The sequence below is a fragment of the Pseudomonas fragi genome (assembly GCF_900105835.1).
Taxonomy (GTDB): Bacteria; Pseudomonadota; Gammaproteobacteria; order Pseudomonadales; family Pseudomonadaceae; genus Aquipseudomonas; species Aquipseudomonas fragi.
On sequence record NZ_LT629783.1, the window covers coordinates 259,547 to 279,444 of the forward strand.

General features: G+C 61.6%; 17 protein-coding genes. 7 read left to right on the plus strand and 10 right to left on the minus strand.

Annotation, left to right across the window (positions count from 1 at the left end; all coding sequences use genetic code 11):
* Positions 1–54: 54 nt before the first annotated feature.
* Both BLU25_RS01185 and BLU25_RS01190 read right to left on the minus strand, forming a co-directional pair.
* Positions 55–810, minus strand: coding sequence for a transporter substrate-binding domain-containing protein (locus BLU25_RS01185; protein WP_016780527.1), 756 nt, complete (start codon positions 808–810; stop codon positions 55–57).
* Between the two features lie 13 nt (positions 811–823).
* A complete protein-coding gene (locus tag BLU25_RS01190) occupies positions 824–1,699 on the minus strand; it encodes a MurR/RpiR family transcriptional regulator (protein WP_016780528.1) in 876 nt (291 codons plus the stop codon).
* 132 nt (positions 1,700–1,831) lie between these two features.
* Between BLU25_RS01190 and BLU25_RS01195 the strand changes: the two genes are divergently transcribed.
* Positions 1,832–2,842: an Ldh family oxidoreductase gene (locus tag BLU25_RS01195; RefSeq protein ID WP_016780529.1), complete on the plus strand. Its 1,011-nt coding sequence runs from the start codon at positions 1,832–1,834 to the stop codon at positions 2,840–2,842.
* 137 nt (positions 2,843–2,979) lie between these two features.
* Here the strand turns inward: BLU25_RS01195 and BLU25_RS01200 are convergent, their stop codons facing one another.
* Positions 2,980–4,014: an AraC family transcriptional regulator gene (locus tag BLU25_RS01200; protein WP_016780530.1), complete on the minus strand. Its 1,035-nt coding sequence runs from the start codon at positions 4,012–4,014 to the stop codon at positions 2,980–2,982.
* Entirely contained in the window at positions 4,011–4,931 is a 921-nt protein-coding gene (locus tag BLU25_RS01205; protein WP_016780531.1) for a GGDEF domain-containing protein, read from the minus strand. The genes BLU25_RS01200 and BLU25_RS01205 overlap by 4 nt, the downstream gene beginning before the upstream one ends.
* Positions 4,932–5,400: 469 nt before the next feature.
* Between BLU25_RS01205 and BLU25_RS01210 the strand changes: the two genes are divergently transcribed.
* From BLU25_RS01210 to BLU25_RS01235, 6 genes are all read left to right on the plus strand, one after another.
* Positions 5,401–7,935 (plus strand): TonB-dependent receptor, encoded by a 2,535-nt coding sequence (locus tag BLU25_RS01210; RefSeq protein WP_016780532.1) that lies wholly within the window; start codon positions 5,401–5,403, stop codon positions 7,933–7,935.
* 83 nt (positions 7,936–8,018) lie between these two features.
* Complete coding sequence (locus tag BLU25_RS01215; protein ID WP_083369481.1) at positions 8,019–9,935, plus strand: phytase; 1,917 nt, start codon at positions 8,019–8,021, stop codon at positions 9,933–9,935.
* A gap of 48 nt (positions 9,936–9,983) precedes the next feature.
* Complete coding sequence (gene tolQ / locus BLU25_RS01220; protein ID WP_016780533.1) at positions 9,984–10,694, plus strand: protein TolQ; 711 nt, start codon at positions 9,984–9,986, stop codon at positions 10,692–10,694.
* A 14-nt stretch (positions 10,695–10,708) separates the two neighbouring features.
* Complete coding sequence (gene tolR, locus BLU25_RS01225) at positions 10,709–11,155, plus strand: protein TolR (protein WP_016780534.1); 447 nt, start codon at positions 10,709–10,711, stop codon at positions 11,153–11,155.
* Entirely contained in the window at positions 11,152–11,937 is a 786-nt protein-coding gene (locus BLU25_RS01230; RefSeq protein WP_016780535.1) for an energy transducer TonB, read from the plus strand. The genes tolR and BLU25_RS01230 overlap by 4 nt, the downstream gene beginning before the upstream one ends.
* A gap of 194 nt (positions 11,938–12,131) precedes the next feature.
* Positions 12,132–13,622 carry a DASS family sodium-coupled anion symporter gene (locus BLU25_RS01235; RefSeq protein WP_016780536.1) on the plus strand — a complete coding sequence of 497 codons (1,491 nt, stop codon included), beginning with the start codon at positions 12,132–12,134 and terminating at the stop codon, positions 13,620–13,622.
* A 110-nt stretch (positions 13,623–13,732) separates the two neighbouring features.
* Here BLU25_RS01235 and BLU25_RS01240 read toward each other — a convergent pair whose 3' ends face one another.
* From BLU25_RS01240 to BLU25_RS01265, 6 genes are read right to left on the minus strand one after another with little or no spacing between them, the layout of a single operon-like run.
* Complete coding sequence (locus BLU25_RS01240) at positions 13,733–14,086, minus strand: Na+/H+ antiporter subunit G (RefSeq protein ID WP_016780537.1); 354 nt, start codon at positions 14,084–14,086, stop codon at positions 13,733–13,735.
* Entirely contained in the window at positions 14,083–14,361 is a 279-nt protein-coding gene (locus tag BLU25_RS01245; protein WP_016780538.1) for a K+/H+ antiporter subunit F, read from the minus strand. The genes BLU25_RS01240 and BLU25_RS01245 overlap by 4 nt, the downstream gene beginning before the upstream one ends.
* Positions 14,358–14,846, minus strand: coding sequence for a Na+/H+ antiporter subunit E (locus tag BLU25_RS01250; protein ID WP_016780539.1), 489 nt, complete (start codon positions 14,844–14,846; stop codon positions 14,358–14,360). Before BLU25_RS01250 ends, BLU25_RS01245 begins: the two co-directional genes overlap by 4 nt.
* Positions 14,843–16,528, minus strand: a complete 1,686-nt coding sequence (locus tag BLU25_RS01255; protein WP_016780540.1) for a monovalent cation/H+ antiporter subunit D — start codon at positions 16,526–16,528, stop codon at positions 14,843–14,845. The genes BLU25_RS01250 and BLU25_RS01255 overlap by 4 nt, the downstream gene beginning before the upstream one ends.
* Positions 16,525–16,869, minus strand: coding sequence for a Na+/H+ antiporter subunit C (locus BLU25_RS01260; protein ID WP_003446102.1), 345 nt, complete (start codon positions 16,867–16,869; stop codon positions 16,525–16,527). The genes BLU25_RS01255 and BLU25_RS01260 overlap by 4 nt, the downstream gene beginning before the upstream one ends.
* Positions 16,869–19,811, minus strand: coding sequence for a monovalent cation/H+ antiporter subunit A (locus BLU25_RS01265; protein WP_083369482.1), 2,943 nt, complete (start codon positions 19,809–19,811; stop codon positions 16,869–16,871). Before BLU25_RS01265 ends, BLU25_RS01260 begins: the two co-directional genes overlap by 1 nt.
* Positions 19,812–19,898 lie beyond the last annotated feature (87 nt).

Consider the following 19,898-nt stretch of genomic DNA (forward strand, 5'->3'; position numbering starts at 1 on the left):
AGGTGCGCAGGGCCGGGTCAATGGCAGGGAGGCCCTCAAACGAGGGCAGGCGACTCAGTAAATGTCGAAGTCGAAGTACTTGCTGCTGATCTTCTTGTAAGTGCCGTCAGCCACGATTTCGTCCAGCGCCTTGTTGAAGCGCTCGCGCAGCACGGTGTCGCTCTGGCGTACGGCAATGGCCGCGTCGGCATTGGTGCCGTTGACGTCACCGATGATCTTGCAGCAGTCGTCGCTGGCCTTGTTGATCCACTCCAGCAGCGGGAATTTGTCGGCAATTACCGCATCGACGCGGCCGTTTTTCAGCTCGGCATTGGCTTCGTCCAAGGTCGGGTACAGGTTGAGCTTGGCCCCGGCTTTTTCGTAATGGTCTTCGGCGTAGATGCCCTGGGTTGCAGCACCCTGGGCACCGATGGTGCGGCCCTTGAAGTCGATCTGGGCATCGGTGATGTCAGAGTCTTTAGGTACGGCAATGGACAGAGGCGTGCGGTAGTAGTGATTGGTGAACGCGATTTTCTTCTTGCGTTCATCGGTCACGATCATCGAAGCCACGATAGCGTCGTACTTTTTCGCCATCAGCCCCGGGATGATGCCGTCCCAGTCCTGGGCAACGATCTTGCACTGCGCATTCATGCGTTCGCACAGGGCATTGGTGATATCGACGTCAAAGCCGGACACCGTGCCGTCAGAATTGGTGGTGTTGAAAGGAGGGTAGGCGCCTTCGGTGGCGATAGTCAGCGTATCGGCGTGAGCGTTGGCTGCAACGGCGGCCACCAGGGCGCATGCACTTGCAAAGCGAATGACGTATTTCATCTAGCACCTCGTTTTATTGTTTTGATCCGGGTGAGGATGTGTAGCCCACGAACTCATTGTGTAAGGCCGCGGTTGCCTCAAGACGCTTTTCAACGTCAGGCCCCAGTTGTTTGCACACTTCGTTGATCAGCAGATGCACCAGCGACAGCATGGCCGCGGTGGATTCCCAGAACAGGTTGAATTCGGTGGGCACGCGGAACACTTCACTGGCGCTCTGGTCGGCCCAGTCACAGAAGGTGTCGGTGATCAACGTGACCTCGATCCCGGCCTCGCGCGCCTTGCGGCACAGCAGCTGGGCGTGGCGTGAATAGCGGCGGGCTTCAAACACCACCAGGGCACAGTCGGCGGGCGGGCACAGCAGTACGTCGGCGTAATGCCCGGCGGCACCGTCCACCAGTTGCACGCCGTCGCGCAGGTATTGCAGCAAATGCACCATCGAGGCGGCGATCCCGCGCTCGGTCTGGAACCCTGCGACAAACACCTTGCGCCGTGTGGCCAGGCGCTGGCTGACGGCCTGCCACTGCGGCGTGAGGCTGTATTCGTAGACCTTGACCAGCGCCCCGACTTCCAGCTCGAAGCTGCGCGGCAAGGCCTGCGGGCTCTGGCTCGATTGCTGGCGGAATTCTTGCAGGCGATCACCGACCAGCCACGGGCCGTCGCCCAGGTCGTCCTTGAGATCGTTTTTCAAATCCTTGAAATGGCTGTAGCCCAGGGAGCGGCAAAAGCGCCCGACACTGGATTCGCTGACTCCCAGTTTGCTGGCGATGTCGGCGGCGGTCTGAAAGGGCAGTTCGTAAAGATTGGCCAGCATGTAGCTGGCAATCGCTCGACCCGAAGGTGCGGCGGTTGACAGACTGCTTTCAAGGCGTTGTTTAATCGGCTGGCTCACGACTGCTTCCTGTTTTTATTTCAGCGCGTTGCAGAAAGTGAATGTTTTCTGTCATTAAGTCAACAATTGACAGAGAACTGTCATCGAAGGATAGTTTGCCTCAGACAAAAATAATCAGATTGGAGCGCCAGAATGTCTTCCACGCAGTCGCTTTCCCTCGCCGAATTGACCGCTTTGCTGCAGCGGATTTTCGAGCGTCATGGCACATCCCGGCAGGTTGCCGGGGTATTGGCCGATAACTGCGCACGGGCACAGCGGGATGGCTCCTACAGTCATGGCGTGTTTCGCATTCCGGGCTATCTGTCGTCGCTGGCCAGCAACTGGGTCAATGGCCAGGCGGTGCCGGTGGTTGAAGACGTCGCCGCGGGGTTTATTCGCGTGGATGCGGCGGGGGGCTTTGCCCAGCCTGCGTTGGCAGCCGCCCGCGAGTTGCTGGTGGAAAAAGCCCGCAGTGCCGGGATTGCGGTGCTGGCGATTCGTAACTCCCATCACTTCGCGGCACTCTGGCCGGATGTCGAGCCGTTTGCCGAAGAAGGCCTGGTGGCCTTGAGCGTGGTCAACAGCATGACCTGCGTGGTGCCCCACGGCGCGCAAAAACCCCTGTTTGGCACTAACCCGATTGCCTTTGCCGCACCGTGCGCTGATGGCAACCCCATCGTATTCGACCTGGCCACCAGTGCGATTGCTCATGGCGACGTACAAATTGCCGCACGCAAGGGGCACTCGTTGCCTGCCGGCATGGGCGTGGACAAGCAGGGCGAGCCGACCGAAGACCCGAAAGCCATTCTCGACGGTGGCGCCTTGCTGCCTTTTGGCGGGCACAAGGGTTCGGCACTGTCGATGATGGTCGAGTTGCTGGCGGCGGCGTTGACGGGAGGTAACTTCTCGTTCGAATTTGACTGGTCGCAACACCCAGGGGCGCAGACGCCCTGGACCGGGCAATTGCTGATCGTGATAGACCCGAGCAAATCCGGCGGCAACAGCTTTGCCCAGCGCAGCGCCGAACTGGTGCGGCAGATGCATGCGGTGGGGCTGGAGCGCATGCCAGGTGATCGACGCTTTATCGAACGTGCCAAATCGTTGGACGAAGGAATTCCGCTGGGGGCTGAAGAACTGGCCAAATTGCGCGAACTGGCAGGTTAACTGAACACCGCAAAACCTGTGGGAGCGGGCTTGCTCGCGATTGCATCGCCGCGGTTCGCCAGATAACCCGCGTAGCCTGCATCGCGAGCAAGCCCGCTCCCACAATCCATCTGCGCGCATCAGGTTTTGGTGGTGGCTTACAACGCCAAAAACTGCCGTATCAGGTTGGGCGTACACCCCGTCCAGCGCTTCAGGGCCCGGCGAAAGTTCGCCGGGTCGTTGAAGTTCAGGTATTCGGCCACGGCTTCGTTGCTCAGGCCCTTGATCTGATACAGGTACAGCGCCATATGCTTGCGCGCCTGATCCTGCTGGGCCTGAAAATGGGTGCCGTGCTTGTTCAGCTTGCGCTTGAGGGTGGCCTGGCTCACCGAAAAATGTTGCGCAGCCTGCTCAAGGCCTGGCGCCTGTTGGGCGTTGTTGCGCAAGTACACATACAAGCGGTCAAGCAGGCTGGCGCGAAACCCCAGGCTGTGCAACTGATCCTGCGCCTGTTGATGGGCCACTTGCCGGGCAATGGCCGAAGCGTTGGGCCAGGGTCGGGTCAGGTATTCGCGGGGCAGGCGCATCATGTCCAGCTGGCAACCGAACTGGGTGTTCTCGCCCAGATGCACCCAGTACTGCTCGATATAGCGCGGCTGCGGGTGGCTAAAGCTGCATTCCCACGGCAGGCGCTCGCCGCTGAGCCACTGACTCATGGCCTTCAGCGCCGTCATGCTGGCCTCCAGCACAAAACGCAATTGCTCCCCGGCTCCGCAACTGTCGAGCCAGTACACATAGCAGTACTTGTCGTCCAGGAGTAGGCGCGGGGTGAGCAAGGGGCTGAGCAGGGCGCGGTGATGGATCAGGGTTTCCAGGGCTTGATGCAGGTTCTGCGCCTGTTGCAGGGCATGGCTGGCCGGACCGTAATGCCCCGGCCACAGGCGCTGGCCAAACAGAAAACTGCTGTCATCGGCTTCAAGCAAACGTTGCGCGTTGGCGATCAGGGCGAAGCACTGTTGCGGGCTGAGGCGGGTGTGCCCGGCAACGATATCCTCGTAAAACAGCCCGGTGCCGCGCAGCAGGCGATGGCTGTCGATATCCCGTGACAAGGCAAGGTCGATCAGGGTCGCAGGTTGATAGTGGCCGGCAATAAATCGGCTGTCGGCTTCGTACCAGCGGCTGTCCAGGGTCATGCGCGTTTGCTCCGTGGCGGCTTTGCCCGCACCAGCGTCAGGTTGAGGCGCTTGAGCAGCTCATCGGGCGCTTCGTCGAAAGCCATCACCACCGCGGTACTGGTCGACAGATACACCCGTTCGCCATGTTGACGGGTTTTGTGGGCCAGACTCTGTACGGCCTGTTGCAGCTCCAGGGCCAGCAGCCGGGCCTGGCTCTCGCCGGTATTGGGCAGCAACACCACAAAACGGTCACCGGCCAGCCGGCACAGCAGGTCGTGGCGGCGCAGGTTGAGCAGCAGCAACTGGCTCAGGGCTTGCAGCACGGCGTCGCCTTCGGCGTGGCCGTAGCTTTGATTGATGGCTGTGAAGTCGTCGATATCCAGTGCCAGCAACGACAGCGGCTGTTGCTGCTCGACGCTTTGCGCCAGACAGTCGCTGACCTGGCGCTTGAGGTATTCGGCGCCGCCCAGGGGGGTCAGTTTGTCGAACAGGCGGTGTTCGCGAAACACCCGCTCGCGCTTCTCCATCTGCTGGTTAATGGCCTGTTGCTCGCGATGCCAGTGGAACAGGCCAATGGTCAGCAGGATCATGCCGATGGGCATGGGGGCCGACTCCATCCAGTGATCCCAGCCGATGTGCTTGGGCAGGCGGATAAATTCGTCGAGCACATCCACCCACCAGGAAAAAAACATAAAGCACAGGCCGTACGCCAGGTAGTTGGTGACCCTGCCGGTGGGTCGGCTTTTAATCACCAGCCCCAGCCAGAACAGCATAAACAGGGCGGTGCCGCCTTCGCCGAAAATATCCAGCCAGTGCCACTCGCTGAAGGTTTTGGGGGTGCCGAATGCCAGGTTCAGCAGCACCGCGGCATTGGCAGCCAGCAGCAGTAAACCAAGCTTGTAGCGGTGGTGTTTAAGCACGTTTAACCAAGTCATCACAGTTCTACCCAAACCTATTGCTGGTCAGCAGAGCAGAGCGGTGTGACAACTGTATGACGGGGCTTGCGGGTCGAATCAGCTCAGGTGTGTGGTGAAAAAAAAGTGAAACGCAAGCCCGTGGTTCCCCCCGATTTCGTAGCAGCTGCCGAAGGAACGAGGCTGCGTTCGGCGGCGAAGCCGTCGTAAAGTCAGGTTGTGCGGTGTTTCAGGTAAATCCGACAACCCGCATTTACGAGCGCTTCGCACTCGGACGCAGCCTCGTTCCTTCGGCAGCTGCTACGGGGGCCGATCTCTTGGCAATCAGGTCAAATCAGCTCATTTACCCCTTTTCCACCGCTAAAAAGCCTCTGTTTCGGGGTTTTAGCCAAACGCTGTCACAGCTCTGTCATCCACCGACCCTAGCTTTCGCTCCCAAGTTGTCGGGCCATTTGCCCGGCCTGACGGGCGATTTTGGGGGAGGACAAGCATGTACAAGTGTCGCAGCAAGGCGCAGTGGGTCGGCTTTACGGTCAGTGCATTGGCCCTGGCAATCGCCAGCGAGCGTTTGAGCGCCGCCGAAACATCGGCCATCGGTGCCACCGAGCACGTTGAAGTGGTCGGTCAGGCCGTCAGCCTGGACAAGGCACTCAGGCAACAACGCAACTCGGACACCATCGAAAGCGTGGTGCATGCCGATGGCGTGGCGCAGTTGCCCGACGCCAACGTCGCCGAGGCCGTGCAGCGCCTGCCCGGCATCAGCATCGAGCGCGACCAGGGCGAAGGCCGCTTTGTCAGCGTGCGCGGCCTGGGCCCGGACCTCAACAGCGTGACCATCAACGGCACGCTGGTGCCGTCCCCGGAAAGCGCCCGCCGCGCCGTGGCCCTGGATGTCTTGCCCTCGGAACTGGTGCAATCGCTGTCGGTGATCAAGACCCTGACCCCGGATATGGACGCCAACTCCCTGGGCGGTACGGTGGACGTGCAAAGCCTTTCGGCCTTCGACCATGACGGCCTGTTCTTCACAGGCAGCACGGAGGCCGGCTACAACAAGAACAGCCACAAGACCAGCCCCAAGGTATCGGGGGCCATCAGCGACCGTTTCAGCCTGGGCGACGGCGTCGACAACTTCGGTGTGGCCGCAGCGCTGAGCTGGAACAAGCGTGACTTTCGCTCCGACAACGTCGAAACCGGCGGCGACTGGGATTTCACCGATGGCGCGCGCCTCAACAGTTTTGAACAGCGTGTTTATGAAATCAGCCGCGAGCGTGCCGGTGGCGGCCTGAACTTCGACTACAAGCCCGACGACGACACCAGCCTGTACCTGCGCACGCTGTACAGCCGCTTTGAAGACAACGAAACCCGCAACTCCACCGCCTTTGAGTTCTCCGACCCCCAGGCCGAAGACGAAGTGGGCAAAACCAAAACCAAGCGCAAGCTCAAGCAGCGCGAGGAAACCCAGGAAATCCAGTCCTATGTATTCGGCGGCGAACGCACCATGGGCCTGTGGACCCTGAGCGGCCAGGCCGGTTACAGCGAGTCCAGCGAAGACAATCCGGGGGGCATTGCCGGGGCAACGTTCAAGGGCAGCTCCAGCATTGGCGACGGCGGCTTCTACGACACCGAAAAACCGCGGCCGATCATCGGCGCAGGCTTTTATGACCCCAACAACTTCAGCCTCGACAAGGTGGACTGGCAAGAACAGCACACCAAGGACATCGAGAAAAACATCCGCCTGGACCTGGCCCGCGATTACGACGTGCAGGGCTACGCCTCCCAGGTCAAGTTCGGCGGCAAGGTCAGCCGGCGCAACAAGGACAACGACCTCAATGCCTGGACCTACAAGGACTTCTCCGACCTGGGCTTCAGCGACGAGCAACTGAGCCTTAATGCTTTCAACAAGGGCAACCTGCACTACAACCTCGGCCAGTACGGCCCGGGCATTAGCGGCGGCGGAATCAAGGACCTGATCGGTGGCCTGAACCGCGACGACTTCTACAACGAGCAGGACTCGCGGGCCAATGACTTCAAGATGCGCGAAGACATCAACGCCGCGTATCTGATGAATACCGTGGATATCGATGACTGGCGCTTTATCGCCGGCCTGCGCTACGAGGGCACCGAGTTCGAGGCCAAGGGCACGGGCGTGCGCGATGGCGTATTTGAAGACCAGGACACCCAGCGCGATTACCACCACTGGCTGCCAGGGCTGCATGCCCGTTACCAGTTGGCGAAAAACACCCAGGTACGTGCGGCCTGGACCAATACCGTAGTGCGCCCGACCTTTGGCCAGTTGGCCCCGGGTTTTGTGATCGAAGACGACAAGGCCGAGTTCGGCAACCCTAACCTCAAGCCGCTGGAATCGAGCAACTTCGACCTTGGCATCGAGCACTTTATGGGGCAGGCGGGCACGGTGTCAGCGTTCCTGTTCTACAAGGACATCAAGAACTTCGTCTATAACAACGACCTGGCGGGTAGCGGCGAGTGGGTCGACTTCACCGAAGCCCACAGCTACGCCAACGGCGACAGCGCCAAGCTCTATGGCCTGGAACTGGCCTACTCGCAGAAGTTCGACTGGCTGCCATCACCCTGGAACGGTTTGATCCTGGGCGCCAACAGCACCTTCAGCCGCTCCAATGCCAGCATCAGGGGCGTTGACGCTGCCACCGGAGCCAGCCTCAAGCGCGATATCGACTTGCCCAACCAGTCCAAGACCGTTGGCAACCTGATGCTTGGCTGGGAAGACGACAAGTTGAGCCTGCGCCTGTCAGCCAACTACAAGTCGGACTACCTCTACGAACTGGCCGGGGTCAACGACAAGGCCCATGACACCTATGTCGATGCGCAGACCTTTGTTGATTTCAGCGCCCGCTACTCGCTGACCAAGAACCTGCAGCTCAAGTTCGACGCCCAGAACCTCACGGATCAGCCGTACTTCATGTACAGCGGCAACAGTCGCTTCAACAACCAGTACGAAGAATACGGCCCGACCTACTCGCTGGGCCTGACCTACACCCATTTTTAAGCGCTGGATGCCCCCTGTGGGAGCGGGCTTGCTCGCGATACAGGCAACTCGGTCTTTCATCCATTTACGGACTGGCATTACCCATGACTCATTTGTTCACACGCAAACCCCGCTTCCTGCCCTTGCTGGCCTGCCTGACCGCAGGCAGCGTCCAGGCTGCCCCCGATATCGCCGCCCCGGCCTTGCAGCAATGGTCCACCGGCAAGGCCCAGGCCCTGGGCTTCCTGCCCAGTGGCACGGGTGACGAACGCCTGGCAGTGAGCAAGCGCGAGGGCCTGATGCTGCTCGACAAACAGGGCAAAACCCTGAGCCGGGTACAGGGCGCCTTTGCCGGGCTGGACAGCCGCGCCCTGGGCGATCAGGTGCTGGTGGCCAGTAACGACAAGGACAAGCAGCAAGTTGCGCTGTTCAACCTCGACCCCAAGAGCCATCAATGGCAAGCGCCGTCCTATCTGCCTGCCCGTGACTATGCGGTGAACGGCGTGTGCCTGTACCAGGATGACGCGAGCAATATCTACCTGTTTACCGTGGGTGAAGAGGGCAAGGGTGAGCAGTGGCTGGTGGCGGCCGACAACCGCCGTCTGCCGACGCCGCTGCTGGTGCGCAGCCTGCCACTGCCACCGCAGGCCAAGTTCTGCAAGGTCGATGACGCCGCGCAGAACCTGTTCGTCAACGAAGAGAATGTCGGTTGGTGGGCCTACCCGGCCCATGCCGAGGCCGACGTCGAGCGCGTGCCGGTGGCGATGGTCGAGCCATTTGGCAACCTGAAAAAATCCGCCGGGGATATGGCCCTGGTGCCGGGCGGCTTGCTTGGCCTCGATCCCGAGGCGGCACAACTGAACCTGTATCAGCAGCAGGGCAAGGCCTGGGCGCCGGTGGCTAGCCTGCTGCTGGCCGGGGTCACCGAGCCCGAGCATCTGGCCCTGCGCCAGACGCCGCAAGGCCTGCAACTGCTGGTGCAGGACGGTGCCAGCAACAAGTTGTACGAAGGCGCATTGGCCTGGAAAGCCACACCGGCCAGCCTGCCCCCTGTGCTGGTCAGCGTAAAACCTGCGGTGCAAACCGAAGTGGTGATGAGCCAGGGCGATGCGGCCGATGACCCGGCCATCTGGGTTCACCCGCAAACCCCGGCCCTGAGCCGGGTGCTGGGCACCAACAAGCAGCAGGGCCTTGAGGTGTACGACCTGCAGGGTAAACGCGTGCAGCATCTGCCGGTTGGGCGGCTGAACAACGTCGATGTGCGCCCGGGCTTCGAGCTGGGCGGGCGTACTGTGGATCTGGCGGTGGCGACCAATCGCGATCACAACAGCCTCAGTGTGTTCAGCATAGACCGCGCCACCGGCACAGTGCAGGCCGCGGGCGAGATTGCCACGCCGGTTACCGATATCTACGGCCTGTGCCTGTTCAAGGCACCGTCGGGCGAGATCTACAGCTTTGCCAACGACAAAGACGGCACCTTTGTGCAACACCGCTTGTACGCCAAGGGTGACAAGGTTGAGGGCGAACTGGTGCGCCAGTTCAAGGTCGCGACCCAGCCTGAAGGCTGCGTGGCAGACGATCGCAATCAGCGCCTGTTTATCGGTGAAGAGGATGTGGCGGTGTGGGCAGTGGACGCCCGACCGGATCAACCGGCCACGCTGACCAGCGTGATCAAGGTGGGCGGCCCGGTGCATGACGATATCGAAGGCATGGGCCTGTACCAGACCGAAAAAGACAACTACCTGGTGATCTCCAGCCAGGGCAACGACAGCTATGTGGTGGTCGATGCCGAGCCGCCCTATGCCCTGCGTGGTGCGTTCCGGGTAGGGGTCAATGCCGCTGCGGGCATCGATGGCGCGTCGGAAACCGATGGCCTGGAAGTGACCTCGGCCAACCTCGGCGGCCCGTGGAGCAAAGGCATGCTGGTGGTGCAGGACGGTCGCAAGCGCATGCCCGAGCAGGCGCAGAACTTCAAGTACATTCCCTGGAGCGAAGTGGCCAAGGCGTTGCGCCTGCCATAACCCGGTCATTTAAGCCGTTTATAAATACCCCCTTACTGGAGCAACAACATGCACGCAACCATGGAACATATGACGATCTGGGGCCTGATCAGCGACGCGAGTCTGCTGGTCAAGGGCGTGATGCTGACCCTGCTGCTGGCTTCGCTGCTGAGCTGGTTCCTGATTGTGCGCCGCAGCGCCATCCTGCGCCGCAGCGAGCGCGACATGGACAGCTTTGCCCGGCGCTTGCGTGGCCAGGGTGAGCTCAATGCCCTGTACCGCGAAAGCCGCGATACCAGCCATGAAGATGCCGGTGCCGAGCAAGTCTTCGCCGCCGCCTACAGTGAATACGCCCAGCTCAAGCAGCAGCCGGGGGTGGATGCCGATGGTGTGATGCAAGGGGTGGAGCGGGCGCTGTATGTGGCTATCAGCGAGCAGGAAGTTCGCCTGGAGAAAGGCCTGCAGTTTTTGGCGACCGTGGGTTCGGTAAGCCCCTATATCGGCCTGTTCGGTACCGTATGGGGGATCATGAACTCCTTTATCGGTCTGTCCCAGGTACAACAGGCAACCCTGTCCACCGTGGCGCCTGGCATCGCCGAAGCCCTGATCGCCACGGCCATCGGCCTGTTTGCGGCGATCCCGGCGGTCATCGCTTATAACCGCTTCTCGGCCCGTGGCCAGACCCTGCTGACCCGTTACTACAGCCTCGGCAACGAAGTGCAGATGCGCTTGTACCGCAGCCTGCATGCCGGTTCGCGGAACATGTCCGCCGTCGCTTGAAAGGGAGTTTGAATATGCTTGCTCGACCACAGCGCAAACACGGGCCCAAGGCCGAAATGAACGTAGTGCCTTACATCGACGTGATGTTGGTGCTGCTGGTGATCTTTATGGTGACCGCGCCGATGTTGACCCAAGGGGTGAAAATCGAGCTGCCCAAGGTTGCGAGCGAAGCTCTGGTCAATGACAGCCAGCAAAAAATCCTCACCTTGTCGGTCAAGGCTGAAGGCGGCTACTACTGGAACCTGGGCAGTGAACTGGACACCAAAAACCAGACCGACAGCGCCGTAAGCCTTGAAGAGTTGCAGGCCAAGGTTGGGCAGGTGGTGGCCCAGGACAGCAACACTCAGGTGTATATCCGCGCCGACAACGAGGCAGGTTATGGCAGCGTGGTCAAGGCGATGGCGGCCCTGCAGCAAGGTGGCGTGAGCAACCTGGGGCTGGTGACCGAGGCGCCGCAATGAGTGCCGCGTTGATGCATGGCTCGATGGTGCCGGCGCAGCCGTTGCCGTGGACGCGGGTATGGCGTGACAGCCAGGCGCTGGTGGTCAGCGTGGCCCTGCACAGCGCCGTGGTGGCGTTCCTGGTGCTTGGCTGGAGCATGGAGCAATCACTGCCGGAACCTGCGCCCTCGACCCTGAAAACCCGGCTGGTGATGCTGCCGGCCGAGCCGGTCGCCGCGCCGCCTGCTCCGGAGCCGTTGCCGGTGGTGGCGCCGGCGCCGGTGGTCGAGGCAAAACCTGAGGTGGTAAAACCCAAAGTGGACCCGCAGATACAGGCGCGCAAACTGGAACAGGCGGCGCTGGCGCGCAAACGCGTCGAGGAGCAGAAGCTGGCGCAAGTGGCGCAACAAAAAGCTGCGCAGCAGCGCGCCGAGCAGGTTGAGGCCCAGCGTCAACAGGCCGTGGCTGAACAGGCCCGGGTTGCAGCGGCGGACAACGCCCGTCGGGCGCAACAGGCCGCAGCGGCAGCGGATGTGCGCCAGTACCTGCCAATCAGCAAGCAGGCCCCGGACTACCCGCAACGGGCACTGGACAAGGGCATTGAAGGCGATTGCACAGTCGAGTATTCGGTGACGCCGCAGGGCAAGGTCGACAACCCCAAAGTGGTGGGCAACTGCCATCCGGCGTTTATCCGGCCGTCACTGGTGGCGGCGGCAACATTCCGCTACCAGCCGCGCATGGTCGACGGCCAGCCAGTGACAGTGCCGGGGGTGCGCAATACCTTTCACTACAAGATCCAGTGACCCTGTGAGCTCTGGCCTATTGTGGGAGCGGGCTTGCCCGCGATGCAGGCGCTGCGGTGGTTCAGTTACACCGGGTTGATGCAATCGCGAGCAAGCCCGCTCCCACAAGGTTTGCAGCGCACCTGACGAGTATCAACATCCCTCAGGCAGCCTTGACCTATGCTCCACGGGTTTTCAAGTTCAAGGAGATGGCCATGAGTGCCCCTGCAACCAGCCCCACGCCTGCTGCGGCAAAAGTAAAACTCCCCATAGGTCTGGTGATTGCTGTGCTGGTGATGATCGGCATTCTGCTGCTGCCATTGCCCGCCGACCTGCCCGTGGCCGGGCACCGCATGCTGGCGATCCTGGCGTTTGCCGTGGTGGTGTGGATCACCGAAGCGGTGTCATACGAAGCCAGTGCCATCATGATCACCTCGCTGATGGCGTTCCTGATCGGCATGGCGCCCACCCTGGATGATCCGTCCAGGCTCTACGGCACTTCCGCCGGCATCACCATGGCCCTGACCGGGTTTTCCAATGCTGCCCTGGCGCTGGTGGCGGGCGCTCTGTTCATCGCCGCGGCCATGACCCACACCGGCCTTGACCGGCGCATTGCTCTGGTCACTTTGTCGCGTATCGGTACCAGCACCCGGCGCATCCTGCTGGGGGCAATTGCGGTGACCATCCTGCTCAGTCTGGTGGTGCCCAGCGCCACAGCGCGCAGTGCCTGCGTGGTGCCGATCATGATGGGGGTGATCCTGGCCTTTGGCGTGGACAAGCGCTCAAACATCGCCGCCGGGATCATGATTGTGGTCGCCCAGGGCACCAGTATCTGGAACGTCGGCATTCAGACGGCGGCCGCGCAAAACCTGCTGACCGTAGGCTTTATGGACAAGATGCTCGGTGCCCGGGTGAATTGGCTCGACTGGCTGATCGCCGGTGCGCCGTGGGCGATCATCATGTCGGTGGTGCTGCTGTTCGTGGTGCTCAAAATGCTCCCGCCGGAAAGCGACAGCATCCCCGGCGGCAAAGAGGCGGTAGAAAAATCACTGGCCGAACTGGGGCCCATGACCGGCCCGCAGAAGCGCCTGATGGGTGTATCGATCGCCTTGCTGCTGGCCTGGGCCACCGAGGGCAAGCTGCACAGCTTTGACACCACCTCGACCACTTACGCCGGGCTGGTGTTTTTACTGCTGCCGCGATTTGGCGTGATGACCTGGAAAGATGTGCAGTCGCGTATTCCGTGGGGCACGGTGATTGTGTTCGGGGTTGGTATCAGCCTGGGCACGGCCTTGCTGACTACCCAGGCCGGGCAGTGGCTGGGCGGGCAGGTGGTGGCCAATACCGGGCTGGATCAGGTCGGGCCGCTGGGGATCTTTGCGATTCTGGGGGCGTTTTTGATTTTGATTCATCTGGGCTTTGCCAGTGCCACGGCGTTGACCTCGGCGCTGTTGCCGATCCTGATCGCGGTGCTGCAAACCTTGCCGGGTGAATTCAACCGCCTGGGCATGACCATGTTGCTGGGCTTTGTGGTCAGCTACGGTTTTATCCTGCCGATCAACGCCCCGCAGAACATGGTGTGCCTGGGCACGCAGACCTTTACAGCCAAACAGTTCGCCAAGGTCGGGTTGATTGTGACGGCGGTGGGGTACTTGCTGATGCTGCTGTTTGGCGCCACGTACTGGAGTTGGTTGGGCTGGATGTAGCTCGGTGGGATCGCGCTTGTTGTGGGAGCGGGCTTGCCCGCGATGGGCGCACTGCGGTCTGGCAGACACACCGCGTCGTTCCTATCGCGAGCAAGCCCGCTCCCACAGGTTCAGTTAGCGTTTTCGCTACGCCCGCCGCTGCTGACTTCTGCCGGTACATCCTCACCCGCCATGCGCTTGCGGAACAGCGATGTGCGGGCCAGCAGCAAGGTGGTCACCGGCACGGTGATCGACAGCAGGATCGGCATCAGCCAGGCGTGCAGCACCGGCGTCGACTTGAGCGCCGAGAAGTACAGGATCGACGCCAGCGCCACGCCCCACGCACCAATGGTCGAGGCCAGTGCAGGCGGGTGCATGCGCTGGAAAAAATCCTTGAGGCGCAACAACCCGATCGCCCCGCACAGGGCAAACAGGCTGCTAAGCACCAGCAGCACGGCCACCGGTATTTCAATCCAGAGACTCATTCGATCACCTCGCCACGCAGCAGGAATTTGGCCAGCGCAAACGAACCGACAAAGCCGAACAGGGCAATCAGCAGCGCGCCTTCAAAATAGGTGTCACTGGCATAGCGGATACCCAGCACCAGCATCATCAGCATGGCCAGGATATACAGGTAGTCCAGCGCCAGTACCCGGTCCTGGGCCGACGGGCCCTTGAACAGGCGGATCACGGTCAGGACCATCGCCAGGCTGAAGATGAACAGGCTGAGCAGGATGGCATTGCTGAGCAGGGCACTCATTCAAAGATCTCCATCAGTGGGCGCTCATAAGCGGTTTTAAAGTGTTCGATAAACGCTGCCTCGTCGTCCAGGTCGAACACGTGCAGCAACAACACACTGCGGTCCAGGGCCAGCTCCGACCAGATGGTGCCGGGCACTACGGTGGTAATCATCGACAAGGCAGCAAGGCCGTTGGCATCACGCAAGTCCAGGGGGATCTTGATAAACCGCGAGCGTGGCGGATTTTTGCCCGCGCGCAGTACACCCCAGGCCACGGCGATGTTGGAGGCCACCACATCACGGCCCACCAGAAAGAACAGCTTGAGAATCACCCCGGGGCGGCGAATACGTACCGGCAGCGGGCGCAGTGGCGCGAACATGACCGGGGCCAGGATGGCCAGTGCCGCGCCCAGTAACAGGTTGCCGGCACTCAGTGACAGGTTGAGCAGCAGCCACAGCGCCCACAGTGCCAGCGACAGCCAGGGAGCAGGGAAGAGGCGTTTCATGGCTGCACCTCCTGCAGCGCCGCCCTGGCTTGCGGGCTCGGCACCGGGCGCGTAGCGATCACGGCCATCACATAACGCTCGGGGTTGTTCAGGGTGTCGGCGGCGGCCTGGGTATAACGCAATACCGGCTCGGCCTTGAAGGTCAGCACCACGCACAGCCCGAGCAGCAGCACGATGGGCAGGCACTCGATGCGCCGCAGGATCGGCGACGGACGCTCAAGGGGGGTCCAGAAGCGCTGAATGCCCATGCGCGAAAAAGCAATCAACGAGGCCAGGCCCGAGAGAATCAACAACGCCAGCAGGCTCCAGGCTGCCGTTGAAATCGGCGCATCCGTTGCATTGCCCAGGCCCAGCGGGTTGAGCAGGGCGTTGAGCAACCCGAGCTTGCCGATAAACCCGGACAGCGGCGGCATGCCGATAATCAACAGCGCGCAGGCGATAAAGCTCAGGCCCAGAAAGGCCATGGTCCAGGGAATGATCAGGCCGACGACGACTTTCTGGTCGTCGTCCAGGTTGCTGCCCCGCGGTGGGGGTATCGACTCGCTCAGGCTAGGCTGCGGCTCAACATCGTCTTCAAGCACCAGGTCGGCGGAAGAGCGCGAGCGTTCGATTAGCTCGGCCAGCAGGAACAGCGCACTCAATGCCAGGGTGGAACTGACCAGATAGAACAGCGCCGCGGAGGTCAGGTTGGGCTGGGCGAAACCGACAGCCGACAACAGGATGCCGGCAGACACCAGAATGCTCAGGCTGGCCATGCGCTCCAGCCGCTGGGCGGCGAGGATGGCGATGGCGGCGCAGACAATGGTGGCCATGCCACCGTAGATCAGCCAGTCACCGGCAAAGTACGCCGAAGCCCCGGCTTGCCCGGAAAACAGCAGGGTCCACAGGCGCAGCACGGTGTAGATACCGACCTTGGTCATGATTGCAAACAGCGCAGCCACTGGCGCGCTGGCCGATGAGTAGGCCGGTACCAGCCAGAAGTTCAGCGGCCACATGCCGGCCTTGGCCAGGAAGGCCACTGCCAGAATGGCCGCGCCAGCATGCAGCAAGCCGCGATCGGCCTCGGGCACCAACGGGATTTTCAGTGCCAGGTCAGCCATGTTCAGGGTGCCGGTCACGCCATAAATCAGCGCTGCACCGATCAGGAACAGCGACGAGGCCAGCAGGTTGATCGAGATGTAATGCAGCCCCGCCGACACCCGCGCCTTGCCCGAGCCGTGGAGCATCAAGCCATAGGAAGCGGCCAGCAGCACTTCGAAAAACACGAACAGGTTGAACAGGTCGGCGGTCAGAAAGGCCCCGTACAGGCCCATCAGCTGGATCTGGAACAAGGCATGGAAGCTGGCCCCGGCACGGTCCCAGCGGGCCATGGCGAAGAGCAGGGCGCAACTGGCGATAATGCCGGTCAGTACCAGCATCAAGGCGCTCAAGTGGTCGACCACCAGGGCAATCCCGAACGGCACTTGCCAGTTGCTCGGCAGGTATACGCCAATCGAAGCCGGGATCGCTTGCTCACGCGTCCACAGCAACAGCATCACCGAGATACCCAGGCCGAGCAGGGTCGAGATCAGGTTGATCCGCGCTTTCAGCGGACGGTGTTTCTCCCCCAGCAACAACATGCAGGCTGCGGTCAGCAGCGGCAGCAGAATGGGCGCGACAATCAGGTGCGGCATCAAATTCATTCTTTCGGCTCCCGGCCATCAACGTGGTCGGTACCGGTCAGGCCCCGAGAGGCCAGCAAGACCACCAGAAACAGTGCGGTCATGGCGAAACTGATGACGATTGCAGTGAGAACCAGCGCCTGGGGCAGCGGGTCGGTGTAGTTGAGCAAGTCCTGGGGCACACCGTCCTTGATCACCGGCTCCTTGCCGATAAACAGGCTGCCCATGCTGAAGATGAACAGGTTGACCCCGTAAGACAGCAGGCACAGGCCCATGACCACCTGAAAGGTTCGCGGACGCAGAACCAGCCAGGTGCCCGATGCGGCCAAAACTCCTATAGCGATGGCAATGACTTCTTCCATCAGGCGGCTCCTTCTTTGTTGGCAGGCGCGGGTTGCAGGGCGGGCAGAGGGGCAAGCTGATTGCTCGGGCGATGGGCGCGTACCGACTGGTGCGCCAGCGCCGTCAGGATCAGCAGGGTTGCCCCGACCACCACGGCATACACGCCAATATCGAAGAACAGGGCGCTGGCCACATGGATATCGCCCAGCAGCGGCAGGCTGAAGTGCACTGTATGGGTGGTCAGGAATGGATAACCCAGCGGGATCGAACCCAGCCCGGTCAGGGTTGCGCACAGCAGCCCGGTACCCATCCAGCGCAGCGGTCGCAGGCTCATCTGCGCTTCGACCCACTGCGTGCCGGCCACCATGTACTGCAGGATAAACGCCACACTCATCACCAGACCCGCGACGAAACCGCCGCCGGGCTGGTTGTGCCCGCGCATGAACAGGTACATGGACACCACGAAGGCGATCGGCAGCAACAGGCGCACCAGCACCGCCGGCACCATCATAAAGCCCAGTGCGGTGTCGCTGGCGCTGCGCGGGTTGACCAGATCGGTCATCACGTCCTTGGCCAGCAGGCGCTGCTGGGCAGGCAACTGCATGCTCTCTTTCGAAGGGCGGAAGCGGCGCAGCAGGGCAAATACAGTCAGGGCCACGGCGGCCAGTACGGTGATTTCCCCCAGGGTGTCGAAGCCACGGAAGTCCACCAGCATCACATTCACCACATTGCTGCCACCGCCTTCAGGCAAGGCCCGGCTGAGGTAGAACGAGGAGATGTCGTTGGGGGTCTGGCGGGTCAGCATCGCGTAGGACAGCAACGCCATGCCGCCACCCACTGCCGTGGACAGCAGCAAGTCGCGCAAACGACGGACCTGGGCCTTGCGCAAGGTGCCCGGCAGTGGCGAGACTTCCTCGATACGCCGTGGCAGCCAGCGCAGGCCCAGCAAGATCAGCACCGTGGTCACCACCTCCACCACCAGCTGGGTCAGGGCCAGATCAGGCGCCGAGAACCATACAAAGGTCACGCAGGTCATCAGGCCGCAGACGCTGACCATGGTCAGGGCTGCCAGACGGTGATACTTGGCTTGCCAGGCGGCGCCCAGGGCGCAGGCAATCGCGATCAGCCACAGGGTGATAAACACGATCGAGCCGGGGATTTTCGGCCGATCGCCCCAGCCCAGCCCGCTGTACAGCATCGGGATCAGCCCGGCGATCACGGCGACCAGAATCAACAAAAACAGCTGGGTTTGCAGGCGCTGAGTGCTGATGCGGCGTTCCAGGCGCCGCGCGCCGCGCATGATCACCACCAGGCTGCGTTCGAAGAAGCGTTTGCCATTGAAGTACTGGATCAACGGCGGCAGCGGGAAACGGTCGAGCTTGAGCTGCTTGCGCAACAGCACATACAGCAGGATACCGCCGGACATGGCGATCAAACTCATGATCATCGGCGCATTCAGGCCGTGCCAGATGGCCAGGCTGTACTCGGGCAGCTCGCCGCCTACCACTGGCTGCGCCGCTGCGGCAAGCAGCGGGCCGACGGTTTGCGCCGGGAAAATCCCCACCGTCAGGCACGTCAGTACCAGCAGTTCAACCGGTGCACGCATCCAGCGTGGTGGCTCGTGAGGGGTATGGGGCAAGTTGGTCGCGGGCGGGCCGAAGAACACATCCACCGTAAAGCGCAGGGCATAAGCCACGCTGAAGGTACCGGCGATGGTCGCAATCACCGGCAGGGCGATTTCGACCCAGGCGGTTGAATTGATAAATACGGTTTCGGCAAAGAACATCTCTTTGGACAGGAACCCGTTGAGCAGCGGCACCCCGGCCATCGAGGCACTGGCGACCATTGCCAGCGTCGCGGTGTATGGCATGAGCTTGAACAGGCCGCTGAGCTTGCGGATATCTCGCGTGCCGGTCTCGTGGTCGATGATCCCGGCCGCCATAAACAGCGAAGCCTTTAAGGTGGCGTGGTTAAGAATGTGGAACACTGCAGCCACAGCGGCCAGCGGGCTGTTGAGGCCCAGCAGCAGGGTAATCAGGCCCAGATGGCTGATGGTCGAGTAGGCCAGCAAGCCTTTAAGGTCATTTTGAAACATTGCGCAATACGCGCCCAGCACCAGGGTGCAGGCACCGGCGCCGCTGACAATCCAGAACCACTCCTCGCTGCCTGACAGCGAAGGCCACAGGCGGGCGAGCAGAAACACCCCGGCCTTGACCATCGTTGCCGAGTGTAGATAAGCCGAGACGGGGGTTGGCGCCGCCATGGCGTGGGGTAACCAGAAATGAAACGGGAACTGCGCGCTTTTGCTCAGGGCGCCGATCAGGATCAGCGGCAGCAGGATCGGATACAGGCTGTGGGCGCGGATCTTGTCGCCGGCAGCCAGCACTGCATCCAGATCATAGCTGCCGACAACATGGCCGAGCAGCATGACCCCCGCCAGCAGGCACAGCCCCCCGGCACCCGTGACCATCAGCGCCATATAAGCGCCGCGGCGGGCATCCGAGCGGTGGTGCCAATAACCAATCAGCAAGAATGAGAAGAGGCTGGTCAGCTCCCAGAAAAATACGATCTGGATCAAATTACCTGACAACACCAGGCCCAGCATGGCCCCCATAAACGCCAGGAAAAACGCAAAAAAGCGCGGCACCGGGTCCTCGGGTGACATGTAATAACGGGCGTACAGCGACACCAGCGTGCCGATGCCCAGCACCAGCATCGAGAACAACCAGGCGAACCCGTCCAGACGCAGGACAAAATTCAGGCCGAGACTGGGCAGCCACATGAACTCTTCACGAATAACGCCACCGTGGGCGATCTGTGGGTAGAGCAGGGCTACTTGTACAGTGCCGATCAATGCAATCAGACCGGCCAACAGTGATTCACTGTTACGTGCGTTATGCGGCAAAACAGCCGCCAGACAGCTGCCGACAAAGGGCAGAAGCAGTAGAACTATCAGGGACATAGGCTTCTAATCTGCAGGAGTTTGTAAGCGATCATACGGGGCGAGCTGCAGATCACCAACAGCAAACCTGTGGCTGAATCCTACAAA

What these genes read in the sequence shown, in the direction of transcription:
- BLU25_RS01235 (WP_016780536.1), top strand. Translation starts at nt 12,132, where the DNA reads ATGAGTGCCCCTGCAACCAGCCCCACGCCTGCTGCGGCAAAAGTAAAA.
- BLU25_RS01195 (WP_016780529.1), top strand. Translation starts at nt 1,832, where the DNA reads ATGTCTTCCACGCAGTCGCTTTCCCTCGCCGAATTGACCGCTTTGCTG.
- BLU25_RS01230 (WP_016780535.1), top strand. Translation starts at nt 11,152, where the DNA reads ATGAGTGCCGCGTTGATGCATGGCTCGATGGTGCCGGCGCAGCCGTTG.
- BLU25_RS01215 (WP_083369481.1), top strand. Translation starts at nt 8,019, where the DNA reads ATGACTCATTTGTTCACACGCAAACCCCGCTTCCTGCCCTTGCTGGCC.
- BLU25_RS01265 (WP_083369482.1), bottom strand. Translation starts at nt 19,811, where the DNA reads ATGTCCCTGATAGTTCTACTGCTTCTGCCCTTTGTCGGCAGCTGTCTG.
- BLU25_RS01250 (WP_016780539.1), bottom strand. Translation starts at nt 14,846, where the DNA reads ATGAAACGCCTCTTCCCTGCTCCCTGGCTGTCGCTGGCACTGTGGGCG.
- BLU25_RS01210 (WP_016780532.1), top strand. Translation starts at nt 5,401, where the DNA reads ATGTACAAGTGTCGCAGCAAGGCGCAGTGGGTCGGCTTTACGGTCAGT.
- tolQ (WP_016780533.1), top strand. Translation starts at nt 9,984, where the DNA reads ATGCACGCAACCATGGAACATATGACGATCTGGGGCCTGATCAGCGAC.
- tolR (WP_016780534.1), top strand. Translation starts at nt 10,709, where the DNA reads ATGCTTGCTCGACCACAGCGCAAACACGGGCCCAAGGCCGAAATGAAC.
- BLU25_RS01200 (WP_016780530.1), bottom strand. Translation starts at nt 4,014, where the DNA reads ATGACCCTGGACAGCCGCTGGTACGAAGCCGACAGCCGATTTATTGCC.
- BLU25_RS01245 (WP_016780538.1), bottom strand. Translation starts at nt 14,361, where the DNA reads ATGAGTGCCCTGCTCAGCAATGCCATCCTGCTCAGCCTGTTCATCTTC.
- BLU25_RS01205 (WP_016780531.1), bottom strand. Translation starts at nt 4,931, where the DNA reads ATGACTTGGTTAAACGTGCTTAAACACCACCGCTACAAGCTTGGTTTA.
- BLU25_RS01260 (WP_003446102.1), bottom strand. Translation starts at nt 16,869, where the DNA reads ATGGAAGAAGTCATTGCCATCGCTATAGGAGTTTTGGCCGCATCGGGC.
- BLU25_RS01185 (WP_016780527.1), bottom strand. Translation starts at nt 810, where the DNA reads ATGAAATACGTCATTCGCTTTGCAAGTGCATGCGCCCTGGTGGCCGCC.
- BLU25_RS01240 (WP_016780537.1), bottom strand. Translation starts at nt 14,086, where the DNA reads ATGAGTCTCTGGATTGAAATACCGGTGGCCGTGCTGCTGGTGCTTAGC.
- BLU25_RS01255 (WP_016780540.1), bottom strand. Translation starts at nt 16,528, where the DNA reads ATGAATTTGATGCCGCACCTGATTGTCGCGCCCATTCTGCTGCCGCTG.